Source organism: Gordonia sp. NPDC003504, from assembly GCF_053587995.1.
In genome coordinates, this window is sequence record NZ_JBSFPC010000004.1 from 302,550 (window position 1) to 314,329 (window position 11,780).

Here is an 11,780-nt window from a genome sequence, read left to right on the forward strand (position 1 = left end):
ATCACGAGAGTGCCCGCTCCACCTCGTCCCGGGTGCGCGTGAACTCTCCGCTCAGGGCGGCCACATCCGGCCCGGACCGCAGCACCCCGCGGCTCGAGGCGGGTAGCACCCAGGACGGGTCGGCCCCGGCGAAGACCTCCGGCAGGTCGCTCGGCGTCGCCCCCTGAGCGCCCAGCCCGGGCGACAAGATCGGTCCGTTCAGGCCGGCGAGGTCCAGTCCATGCGCGCGGGTCGCGCCGACGACGAGTCCCAGAGTGCCGGTGCCGTCGACATTCTCGGCGGCGGCGGCATCGACGATGCGTTGGCCCACCGGACGGCCGTCGGCGTCGGCGAGCTGTACCGGGGCACCTTCCGGGTTCGACGTCCGGGCGAGCACGAACACTCCCCGACCGCCCGCACGCGCGAGGTCGATGGCCGGCGACAGGGATCCGAACCCGAGATACGGGGACGCCGTCACCGCATCCGAGCACAGCGGGGAGGCGTCGTCGAGCCAGGCCGTGGCATAGGCGGCCATCGTCGAACCGATGTCGCCGCGTTTGGCGTCGGCGAGGACGAGCGCACCGGCCTCGCGGCAACCGGTGATGACGCGTTCGAGGACCGCGAAGCCGGCCGCCCCGAACACCTCGAAGAACGCCACCTGCGGTTTCACCACGGCCGCAACGGGTCCCAGCGCCTCGACGCAGATGTCGACGAAGCGGGCCAGACCGTCGGCGTCGACGCTCAACCCCCACTGCGTCAGCAGTTCGGCGTGTGGGTCGATACCGGCACACAGCCGCCCCCGCCCGGAGACGGCCTCGCGGTAGCGCGACCCGAAGCCGGTCACCGCTCGTTCACCAATGCCGCATGCCGACGTTGCAGCGCCTCGACGCCCATGCTCTTGTTCCGCGCGGCCTCGATCCCCTGCACCGCCGCACTCGCCCCCTGCACGGTGGTGATGCACGGAATGCCGGCGGCGACGGCGGCACTACGTATCTCGTAGCCGTCGACACGGGGTCCGGACTGTCCGTACGGGGTATTGATCACCATCGCCACCTCGCCGGCCCGGATCGCGTCGAGGATCGTCGGCTCACCCGGTCCGGCCTCGAAGTGCTTGCGCACCGTGGTGGCATCGATCCCGTTGCGACGCAACACGTCTGCGGTGCCCTCGGTGGCCAGGATGGTGAATCCGAGGTCGGCGAGGTGCTTGACCGGGAACAGCAGTGCACGTTTGTCCTTGTTGGCCACCGACACGAACACCGCACCGTTGGTGGGCAGCGATCCGTAGGCCGCGGTCTGCGACTTGGCGAATGCCCGGCCGAAGTCCGCGTCGATACCCATCACCTCGCCGGTGGACTTCATCTCCGGACTGAGCAGGGAGTCGACGCCGGTGCCGTCGTGGCGGCGGAACCGGTTGAACGGCAACACCGCTTCCTTCACCGCGATCGGCGCATGCGACGGGGCGTCGCCGCCGTCGCCGTCGGCTGCCAGGATCGCCTGCTCGCGCAGTTCGGCCATCGAGGTACCCAGCATCACTCGCGCGCAGGCCTTGGCCAGCGGGATCGCGGTCGCCTTGGAGACGAACGGCACGGTGCGGCTCGCCCGCGGATTGGCTTCCAGCACGTAGAGAACATCGTCCTTGAGGGCGTACTGCACGTTGAGCAGCCCGCGCACCCCGATGCCCTTGGCCAGGGCCTCGGTGGATTCGCGCACCATCGCCAGATCCGCACGGCCCAGGGTCACCGGCGGCAGCGCACACGCCGAGTCGCCGGAGTGGATGCCGGCCTCCTCGATGTGCTCCATGATCCCGCCGATGTAGACCTCCTGACCGTCACACAGCGCGTCGACGTCGATCTCGACGGCGTCCTCGAGGAAACGGTCGACCAGCACCGGATGATCGGGGGTGAGTTCGGTGGCACGGGAGATGTAGTCCGCCAAGGACTTCTCGTCGTAGACGATCTCCATGCCACGGCCACCCAGCACGTAGGACGGACGTACCAGAACCGGGTAGCCGATCCGTGCGGCGGTGTCGCGGGCCTCGTCGAAGGAGGTCGCGGTGCCGAACGCCGGGGCGGGCAGGCCCGCGGCGGTGAGCACCTTGCCGAACTCGCCGCGGTCCTCGGCCAGATCGATGGCCGCCGGGGAGGTGCCGACGATCGGCACCCCGGCCGCCTCGAGGCGATGGGCCAGTCCGAGCGGGGTCTGCCCACCGAGTTGCACGATGACCCCGGCCACGGTGCCCGACTCCGATTCGGCGTGGAAGACCTCGAGGACATCCTCGAAGGTCAGCGGCTCGAAGTAGAGACGGTCGGCGGTGTCGTAGTCGGTGGAGACGGTCTCCGGGTTGCAGTTGACCATCACCGTCTCGTAACCGGCCTCGCTCAGGGTGAGCGCGGCGTGCACACACGAGTAGTCGAACTCGATGCCCTGCCCGATCCGGTTGGGTCCGGACCCGAGGATGAGTACCTTGGGCCGCTCGGTCTGCGGTGCCACCTCGCTGGTGGCCGCCGGATCGAGCTCATAGGTGGAGTAGTGATACGGCGTGCGGGCCTCGAACTCGGCGGCACAGGTGTCGACGGTCTTGTAGACCGGCCGCACGCCCAGCTCGTGACGAAGTGCGCGAACCGCGTTCTCGTCGGCGAGGTCGCCACGCAGCGCCGCGATCTGGCGGTCGGAGAAGCCGGTCGACTTGGCTTCCCGGAGAAGCTCTTCGGACAATTCGTCGGCGTCGCGGATATCGGCACCGAGCGCGGCGATGCCACCGATCTCGGCGAGGAACCACGGGTCGATCTTGGTTGACTCGTAGAGATCCTCGACGCTGGCACCGGCCTCGAAGGCCAACATGATGCCGTAGAGTCGGCCGTCCTTGGGGACCGAGAGCTCCTCGAGCAGTGCGGGCAGGTCGATGGTCGCGGGGTCGACCCGGCCCGGTTCGGTCCAGAATCCGGCGGCCTTGGTCTCCAGGGATCGCATCACCTTGCCGAGTGCCTCGGCGAAGCTGCGGCCGAGGCTCATCGCCTCACCCACCGACTTCATCGTGGTGGTCAGCGTGTCGTCGGCACCCGGGAACTTCTCGAACGCGAACCGCGGCGCCTTGACCACCACGTAGTCCAGCGTCGGCTCGAAGCAGGCCGGGGTTTCCTTGGTGATGTCGTTGGTGATCTCATCCAGGCTGTAGCCGATGGCGAGCTTCGCGGCGATCTTGGCGATCGGGAATCCCGTTGCCTTGGAGGCCAATGCGGACGACCGGGAGACGCGCGGGTTCATCTCGATGACGACGAGGCGACCGTCGGCGGGGTCCTGGGCGAACTGGATGTTGCAGCCGCCGGTGTCGACGCCCACCTCACGAAGGATGGCGATCGAGAGGTCGCGCATCTTCTGGTATTCGCGGTCGGTCAGGGTCATCGCGGGGGCCACGGTGACCGAGTCGCCGGTGTGCACGCCGACCGGGTCGACGTTCTCGATGGAGCAGATGACGACCACGTTGTCGCGGTTGTCGCGCATCAGCTCGAGCTCGTATTCCTTCCAGCCGAGGATGGATTCCTCGATGAGGACGTTCGCGGTCGGCGACGCGGCGAGACCCCCGCCGGCGATGCGGTCGAGGTCGGCCTCGTCATAGGCCATGCCCGAGCCGAGTCCACCCATGGTGAACGACGGCCGCACCACCACCGGATAGCCGAGTTCGGCGACGGTCTCCCGGACCTCTTCCATCGTGTGGCAGACCGCCGAGCGGGCGCTCTCGCCACCGACCTTGGCGACGATGTCCTTGAACATCTGCCGGTCCTCACCGCGCTGGATGGCGTCGAAGTCGGCACCGATCAGCTCGATGCCGTACTTCTCCAGCGAACCCCTATCATGCAGTGCCACAGCGGTGTTGAGGGCGGTCTGGCCGCCGAGTGTGGCCAGCACGGCGTCGATCGGGTGGCCGGCGTCACGTTCGGCCTCGATGACCTTCTCGACGTACTCGGCGGTGATCGGCTCGATGTAGGTGGCGTCGGCGAACTCCGGGTCGGTCATGATGGTGGCCGGATTCGAGTTCACCAGGCTCACCCGCAGACCCTCGGACTTCAGGACGCGGCAGGCCTGGGTTCCGGAGTAGTCGAATTCGCAGGCCTGGCCGATGACGATCGGTCCGGAGCCGATCACCAGGACGTGCTTGAGATCGGTGCGGCGCGGCATCAGGCCCTCGTTCCGTTGGCGCGGTCACTCTCGAGCAGGGTGACGAATTTGTCGAAGAGGTAGGCGGCGTCGTGCGGACCGGCCGCGGCCTCCGGATGGTATTGGACGGAAAACGCTCTGCCGGAGAGCAATTCGACGCCCTCAACGGTGCCGTCGTTGGCGCAGACGTGGCTGACCCGGGCACGTCCGAAGTCGGTGTCGAACTCCTCACCCGCTTCGCCTTCGAGGGCGAAGCCATGGTTCTGCGAGGTGATGGAGACCGCGCCGGTGGCGTGGTCGATGACCGGGATGTTGATGCCGCGGTGACCAAAGGTCATCTTGTAGGTGCGCCGGCCCAGTGCGCGGCCGAGGATCTGGTTGCCGAAGCAAATTCCGAAGAGCGGCAGATCCGCACCGAGGACCTCTCGGGTCAACGCCACGGCGGCGTCGGCGGTGGCCGGGTCGCCGGGACCGTTGGACAGGAACACACCGTCGGGCCTCAACTCGGCGATGTCGGCGAAGGAGGCACTCGACGGCAGAACACGCACCGCGACCCCACGCTGCGCGAACATCCGCGGCGTGTTGGTCTTGATGCCCAGATCGATGGCGGCGACGGTGTAGCGCGTCTCACCGGCCGGCTCCACGAGGTAGCCGGTGTCGGTGGACACCTCGCCGGCGAGGTCGGCGCCCTTCATCGACGGTTGACTGCGGACACGTCCGAAGAGTTCTTCGGCTCCCGCCCCGTCGAGTGCGGCACCGGAGAATACCCCGGCCCGCATCGATCCGTGATCGCGCAGCGTGCGCACCACGGTGCGGGTGTCGATGCCGGAGATGCCGACGATGCCCTGGCGCACCAACTCGTCCTCGAGCGAGGTGGTCGCACGCCAATTCGACACGCGGCGTGTGGGATTGCGGACCGCGTAGCCGGCCACCCAGATCTTCCCGGAATCACCGTCGAGGCTGCCGCTGCCGGCGCTGCCGGTGGATTCGCCGTCCTCGGTGTTCCAGCCGGTGTTGCCGATCTGCGGGGCGGTGGCCACCACGATCTGCCGGTGATAGCTGGGGTCGGTGAGGGTTTCCTGGTAGCCGGTCATCGCCGTGCAGAACACGGCCTCGCCGAGGGTTTCGCCGACGGCGCCGTAGGCCCGGCCGGAGAACACCTGACCGTTCTCGAGCACCAGAACCGCTGCGGTCATTGATCTTTCCTCTGTTCGGTCTCGGAGCGCGCCGGGGCTGCGGTCGCCGTCTCCTCGGGGGTGGTGGGCTTGGACGTAATGGCCGCGGCATCGGTGGATTCGGCATCGGTGGATTCGGCGTCGGTGGCCGCGGAGTCGGCAGGGTGGGTGTCGTCGATCCAGCCGGGATAGATGCTCTTGTCGTCGGCGCGGAATCCGGAGTCGATCTCGGTGCCACCCGGCAACCTCCAGCGGATCACCAGCACTCCGTCGGCGCTCATCACCTTGCCGGCGTGACCACGTTCGGTCCGCACCGCGGTGATCGATGCTCGGGGAATCCAGATCTCGCTCGCACCGGTCCGTTCGATCAGAATCCCGTCAGGATGTGCGGACAATCGCGCGGACGCCCGATCGCCGAAGTCCCCCACCGCAATCCGATTCTGCCAGCTCGGCGCGAGGGTGGCGCCGAGGTAGAGCCCGGTGTCGGGACCACGCAGCGTGTCTCCGAGTTCGGCCGGCGCCGTCGGGATCTCGCCGATGATCTCGGCCTGTCGGCGTCCGCGGTTGCGCCACCCGCGCACCACCAGGGCGACCAGCGCCAACCACACCACCAGCACCACGATGACGATGATCAGGTCGGTCCACAGCTCGTTCATGCGCTCGCCCGTCCGTCACGGGCGGTGACGACGCCGCGCAGAAGCGTCGCGACCACGGTCGCCGGCATCGTCATGGATTCATACGGAGTGTTGTCCGACAGGCTTGCCAAGTCGGTACCGTGCACCACCCACGACCGGTCCGGATCGACGATGGTGAGATTCGCCGGCTCCCCCACCGCGATGGGACGCCCCTGATCGGTGAGACCGACGATCTCCGCGGGGCGCTCACTCATCACGCGCGCCACGCCACGCCAGTCGAGCAGACCGGGAACGACCATCGTCTCGACGATGATCGGCAGTGCGGTCTCGAGGCCCAGCATTCCCGGTTTGGCGAGGGCGAATTCGCAGCACTTCTCCTGCGCCGCATGCGGTGCGTGGTCGGTACCGACGCAGTCGATGATGCCGTCGGCGAGGGCCTGACGAAGCGCGAGATTGTCCCGGGTTTCGCGCAGCGGCGGATTGACCCGGTTCACCCCGTCGTAGGTGGTCAGCCGTTCGTCGTTGAGGAACAGGTGATGCGGGGTCACCTCGGCGGTGATCGCGATGCCCTGGTCCTTGGCCCAGCGCAGCAGTTCGACGGTGCCCTCGGTGGACGCGTGGCAGATGTGCACGCGCGCGCCGGCGTCGCGGGCCAGCAACGCGTCACGGACGACGATGGATTCCTCGGCGGCGCGCGGCCAACCGGCCAGTCCGAGTCGGGCGGCGTTCGGACCCTCGTGTGCGACAGCACCTTTGGTGAGCCGAGGCTCCTCGGCGTGCTGGGCGATCAGCACCCCGAGGCCGGTGGCGTACTCCAGGGCCCGACGCATGATCAGCGGATCGAAGACGCACTTGCCGTCGTCGCTGAACAGCCGTACACCGGCGGCGCCGGAGGCCATCATGCCCATCTCGGCGAGTTGTTCGCCCTTCAGGCCGACGGTGACCGCCCCGACCGGGTGCACGTCGACGAGTCCGACGTCGCGCCCGACCCGCCAGACGTTGTCGGTGATGGTCGAGTTGTCGGCAACCGGGTCGGTGTTGGCCATGGCGAACACCGCGGTGTAGCCGCCGAGCGCGGCCGCGCGGGAGCCGGTTCGAATGGTCTCGGTGTCCTCGCGCCCGGGTTCGCGCAGGTGGGTGTGCAGGTCGACGAGACCGGGCAGCAGCACCGCTCCCGCGCCGTCGATGATCTCGGCACCCTCGGGGACGGTGAGCGAGGATCCGATCTCGGTGATGGAGCCGTCGATCACCGCCACATCCACCGGATCGCCCTCGCCGTAGGGGCGCACCCGTTGCAGGACAACGGTTCCGGTGGCATCGGGTCCGGGGATCGGGGCGCTCACAGTGTGACTCCTGTCTGGTCGGTCGTGTCGGTGCCGACGAGCAGGCGGAACAGCACCGCCATCCGCACGTGCACGCCGTTGCGGACCTGTTCGAGGACGGTGGCCTGCGGTGCATCGGCGACGGAGAAGCCGATCTCCATGCCGCGCAGCATTGGTCCGGGGTGCAGCACCACCGCGTCGTCGTCGAGCAGGGCGAGCCGTCGTGCGTTGAGTCCGTAGCGCACCGAGTACTCGCGGGAACTCGGGAAGAAGCCACCGTTCATGCGTTCGGCCTGCACGCGCAGCATCATCACCGCGTCGAGGGTGGGCAGTTCGGCGTCGAGGTCGCCGGTCACGGTGACCGGCCACTGGTCGACCCCGACCGGCAGCAGGGTCGGTGGGGCGATCAGCACCACCTCGGCCCCGAGGGTCGCCAGCAGGTGGGCGTTGGATCGCGCCACCCGCGAGTGCAGCACGTCGCCGACGATGCCGATGCGGCGGCCGTCGAGGGAGCCGAGTCGCTGGCGCAGGGTCAGCGCGTCGAGCAGCGCCTGGGTGGGATGTTCGTGGGTGCCGTCACCGGCGTTGATGACGGCGGGCCCACCGGTTTCCCGGCCGTTGGGCCCGATACCGGCGCCGCCGGTCCACTGCGCGATCTGATGGGCCGCGCCGGAGGCCGGATGCCGCACGATCAGGGCGTCGGCGCCGATCGCGCGCAGCGTCATCGCGGTGTCTCGCAGGGATTCTCCCTTGCCGACCGAGGAACTCGACGCCGAGACGTTGATCACGTCGGCGCTCATCCACTTGCCCGCCGTCTCGAAGGACACGCGGGTGCGGGTGGAGTTCTCGTAGAACACCGTCATCACGGTGCGGCCTCGCAACGTCGGGAGTTTGCGCACCTCCCGGCCGGTGAGTGCCTGCTCGAAGCGTTCGGCGTCGTCGAGCAGTTCGGTGGCGTCGTCGCGGGTGAGGTCCTGGGTGGAGAGCAGGTGCCGCATCAGGCCTGCACCGCCCCGGCGGAGCTGAGCACGACCTCGTCGACGCCGTCGTGCTCGGTGAGGTGGACCGCCACGTTCTCGTCGCGGGAGGTCGGGATGTTCTTGCCGACGTAGTCGGCGCGCAACGGCAGTTCGCGGTGACCGCGGTCGATGAGCACGGCCAGCTGGACAGCGGCCGGGCGCCCCAGGTCACGCAGTGCGTCGAGGGCGGCCCGCACCGTCCGGCCGGAGTAGAGCACGTCGTCGACGAGGATGACGATCGCATTGTCGACGCCACCGGTGGGCACCATGGTGCGTTCGAGGGGGCGGTGTGGTTTGTCGCGTAGGTCGTCGCGGTACAGGGTGATGTCGAGGTATCCGACGGGGATCTCCCGACCGGCGAACTCGGCGATCTTGGCCGCCAACCGGTCGGCGAGAGTCGTTCCGCGGGTGGGAATTCCGATGATGATGACATGCGGCGCGTCGGGGGCGTCGAGAGTATTCTTCTCGATCACCTGATGGGCCACCCGGGCGATGGTTCTCGACACATCGCCGGCGTCGAGCAGAACGCGCCGATTGGGTGGGGCACCGTCGGTAGGCGTGACCACGCCGACCTCCTTCTCCGCCTCACGGGACGGATCGTTAAAGGATGTCTTTCTCGTCAGGTACCTTACACGCCGCCGTCGGGTGCGCTGACGTCGGCGCAGTCAGATCTGCGGCGGGTCCGTCCGCGGCTGCGCGGCGGCGGCCGCCCGCACCTGCGGAGCGAGTTCGGCGATCGTCCCGAGCACTCCGTTGACGAAGGCCGGGGAATCGTCGGTCGACAGTTCCTTGGCCAGTTCGACGGCCTCATCCACCACCACGACCGGGTCGACGTCGGTGGCATTGAACAGTTCCCACGTCGCCTGACGCAGGATGGCGCGATCGACCGCCGGCAGCCGCTCGAGGGTCCACCCCTTCAGATGAGAGGAGATCACCGCGTCGATCTGGGTGCTGTCGGCGACAAGGCCGTCGATCACCCGCTGGGTGTAGGAATGAATCTGTCCGACGCTCTCGTCGGAGTTGACCAGAATGCGGCGTTCGGCGATGAGGCTGTCGGGGGCGACCCCCTTGGCCTCCGCTTCGAACAACAGGTCAACGGCGCGTCTGCGCGCCTTGTGTCGGGTTCCGGGCTGCTTCACTTGGGGAGGTCTCGCTCAGCTGTTGACGCGGCCGAGGTAGCTGCCGTCGCGGGAGTCGACCTTCAGCTTGTCGCCGGTGTTGATGAACAGCGGAACCTGGATCTCGGCGCCGCTCTCCATGGTGGCGGGCTTGGTGCCGCCGGTGGAACGGTCACCCTGCAGACCGGGATCGGTGTGGGTCACCTCCATCTCGACGGTGACCGGAAGCTCGATGAACAGCGGATTGCCGTCGTTGAGGGAGACCTGCACGGTCATGTTCTCCAGCAGGAAGCGGGCGCCGTCACCGACGACGGCCGGCGGGAGCGCGTACTGCTCGTAGTCCTGGGTGTCCATGAACACGTAGTCGGTGCCGTCGTTGTAGAGGAAGGTCATGTCACGGCGGTCGACGGTCGCGGTTTCGACCTTCACACCGGCGTTGAAGGTCTTGTCGACGGTCTTGCCCGAGAGCACATTCTTGATCTTGGTCCGCACGAAGGCCGGGCCCTTGCCGGGCTTGACGTGCTGGAATTCGAGGATCTGCCACAGCTGGTCGTCCATGCGCAGCACGAGGCCGTTCTTGAAATCGGCGGTGGTCGCCATAGGTGTCGTCTTCTTTCCTGGATTTGTCCGATTGCCGTCAGATGACGGTGAATGCCTTGTCGGTGGCGGTCAGCAGCTCCGGATCGCCGTCGGTGACGACGAGGGTGTCCTCGATCCTGACTCCGCCTCGCCCCGGGAGGTACACCCCGGGTTCCACGGTCACCGCTGCGCCGCATGGCAGTGTACCCGTCGCCAGTTTGCCGATTCCCGGTGCTTCGTGAATCTGCAGGCCGACGCCGTGGCCGAGGCCGTGCACGTAGTCGTCGCCGTGGCCTGCGTCGGCGATGATCGCGCGGGCGGCGGCGTCGATCTCGCGCAGATCCGCACCCGGTGCCAGTGCTGCCCGGCCGGCGGCCTGCGCGGCGGCGACGAGGTCGTAAATGTCCTTCTGCCATGCTGCCGCTCGGCGTAGCACGAAGGTGCGGGTCATATCCGAGTGATAGCCGCCGTAGAGCGCCCCGAAGTCGATCTTGACCAGGTCGCCGTCGGCGAGGACCGCGTCCGTCGGCCGATGATGTGGGATCGCCGAATGTGCGCCGGCGGCGACAATCGTCTCGAATGCGATGCCGTCGGCACCGAGCCGGTACATCGCCCACTCGAGGGCCCGCGCGACCTCGCGTTCGGTGGCCCCGGCCCGGATCACGCCGTCGGTGATGATCGCGGCCAGCGCGTCGTCGCCGATCGCGCAGGCCTGGCGCAGCAACGCGATCTCACCGGCGTCCTTCACCTCGCGGAGGCCCTCGACCAGGCCAGATCGGCCGACGAGGTCGACACCGCCGGGTGCCGTGTCGGCCAGTCGCCGATGCGCGGCGACGGTCAGGGCGTCGGCCTCGAACCCGATCATCGTGGCACCCGCCGCGGCGGCGACCCCGAGCAGTTCCTGCGGGCAGTCGCGTGCGATGACGGCGGTGAGGTCACCGGCCTGCGCGGCGACCTGGGTGAGATATCGGCCATCGGTGCAGATGCGGTCGGTCTCGGGACCCGACGCCGAGATGAGCAGCGCGCCGTTGGACCCGGTGAACCCGGTCAGATACCGCAGGTTGATCAGGTCGGACACGATCAGCACGTCGACGGGCGCCTCGTCGGCGGTCAGCAGACCTCGCAGGCGTTCGCGGCGGGCGGCGTGGTCGGGGGTGGTGGGCATTCCTCCACGCTACGACGTCGTCGTCACTTTCGACGCGGCCACCGCCCCGGCCGGCGACGCTCACCGGCAACACCCAACTGTGGCCAACGGCACTCTGCGAGCTCCCTCTCTTGTACTCTTCTCGCCATGGCTCTCCCTTGGTTGCTGCGCGGTGTGGTGATGACCGCCGTCCACGTCGGTGTCCGCGTACTCCTCGGCATCGCGATCATCCACTCCCCGCTGCATTCCACGGTGTGGAAGACCATCGCGGTGGCAGCTGTCGTCCTCGTGGCGGTGCTGTGGGGCGGAATCGACGGAATCTCCGACGCACGCGCCAATCCCGACCCGGACGACTACGACGACCTCACCGTGCGCTGGCTCAAGGCCGGCGTCCTTGCCGGCGCCGCGTCGGCGATCATCTCGTGGGTGCTGGGCACCTTCGTGTTCGCCGGGATCGGCCAGGCCAATTTCGCCGTCGAGTTGTTCGCCGGCGGTTCGTTCACTGCGCTGCTGATCTTCGTGCCCGCCTTCGTGGGTGCGGCGGTCGGTCGCTTCCTGATCCGGCGGGATCAGCGCAAGAACGCACCCGACACCAGCGACTGGTCGGTGCATCCCGAGGCGGAGAAGACCGAGCAGATCGAGCGGGTCTGAGGC

At 68.2% G+C, this 11,780-nt stretch carries 11 protein-coding genes; 1 reads left to right on the plus strand and 10 read right to left on the minus strand.

Going from position 1 to position 11,780, the window contains the following annotated elements; genetic code table 11:
- Position 1 precedes the first annotated feature (1 nt).
- The 10 genes from pyrF to ACWDPV_RS10815 all read right to left on the minus strand — a co-directional run bounded on the left by pyrF (position 2) and on the right by ACWDPV_RS10815 (position 11,147).
- A complete protein-coding gene (gene pyrF, locus ACWDPV_RS10770) occupies positions 2–823 on the minus strand; it encodes an orotidine-5'-phosphate decarboxylase (RefSeq protein ID WP_449742943.1) in 822 nt (273 codons plus the stop codon).
- Positions 820–4,155, minus strand: coding sequence for a carbamoyl-phosphate synthase large subunit (carB, locus tag ACWDPV_RS10775; RefSeq protein WP_449742944.1), 3,336 nt, complete (start codon positions 4,153–4,155; stop codon positions 820–822). The genes pyrF and carB overlap by 4 nt, the downstream gene beginning before the upstream one ends.
- Positions 4,155–5,330: a glutamine-hydrolyzing carbamoyl-phosphate synthase small subunit gene (carA, locus tag ACWDPV_RS10780; RefSeq protein ID WP_449742945.1), complete on the minus strand. Its 1,176-nt coding sequence runs from the start codon at positions 5,328–5,330 to the stop codon at positions 4,155–4,157. Before carA ends, carB begins: the two co-directional genes overlap by 1 nt.
- On the minus strand, positions 5,327–5,965 hold the full coding sequence (locus ACWDPV_RS10785) for a PH-like domain-containing protein (protein WP_449742946.1): 639 nt from the start codon (positions 5,963–5,965) through the stop codon (positions 5,327–5,329). Before ACWDPV_RS10785 ends, carA begins: the two co-directional genes overlap by 4 nt.
- A complete protein-coding gene (locus ACWDPV_RS10790; protein WP_449742947.1) occupies positions 5,962–7,287 on the minus strand; it encodes a dihydroorotase in 1,326 nt (441 codons plus the stop codon). The genes ACWDPV_RS10785 and ACWDPV_RS10790 overlap by 4 nt, the downstream gene beginning before the upstream one ends.
- A complete protein-coding gene (locus tag ACWDPV_RS10795) occupies positions 7,284–8,264 on the minus strand; it encodes an aspartate carbamoyltransferase catalytic subunit (RefSeq protein ID WP_449742948.1) in 981 nt (326 codons plus the stop codon). Before ACWDPV_RS10795 ends, ACWDPV_RS10790 begins: the two co-directional genes overlap by 4 nt.
- Positions 8,264–8,851: a bifunctional pyr operon transcriptional regulator/uracil phosphoribosyltransferase PyrR gene (pyrR, locus tag ACWDPV_RS10800; RefSeq protein WP_449742949.1), complete on the minus strand. Its 588-nt coding sequence runs from the start codon at positions 8,849–8,851 to the stop codon at positions 8,264–8,266. Before pyrR ends, ACWDPV_RS10795 begins: the two co-directional genes overlap by 1 nt.
- 99 nt (positions 8,852–8,950) lie before the next feature.
- Entirely contained in the window at positions 8,951–9,424 is a 474-nt protein-coding gene (nusB, locus tag ACWDPV_RS10805; protein ID WP_449742950.1) for a transcription antitermination factor NusB, read from the minus strand.
- Between the two features lie 15 nt (positions 9,425–9,439).
- Positions 9,440–10,003, minus strand: a complete 564-nt coding sequence (gene efp / locus ACWDPV_RS10810; protein WP_348803683.1) for an elongation factor P — start codon at positions 10,001–10,003, stop codon at positions 9,440–9,442.
- 37 nt (positions 10,004–10,040) lie between these two features.
- Positions 10,041–11,147: a M24 family metallopeptidase gene (locus tag ACWDPV_RS10815; protein WP_449742951.1), complete on the minus strand. Its 1,107-nt coding sequence runs from the start codon at positions 11,145–11,147 to the stop codon at positions 10,041–10,043.
- A gap of 126 nt (positions 11,148–11,273) precedes the next feature.
- On the opposite strand from ACWDPV_RS10815, the gene ACWDPV_RS10820 reads away from it, so the two are divergent.
- A complete protein-coding gene (locus ACWDPV_RS10820) occupies positions 11,274–11,777 on the plus strand; it encodes a B-4DMT family transporter (RefSeq protein WP_449742952.1) in 504 nt (167 codons plus the stop codon).
- Positions 11,778–11,780 lie beyond the last annotated feature (3 nt).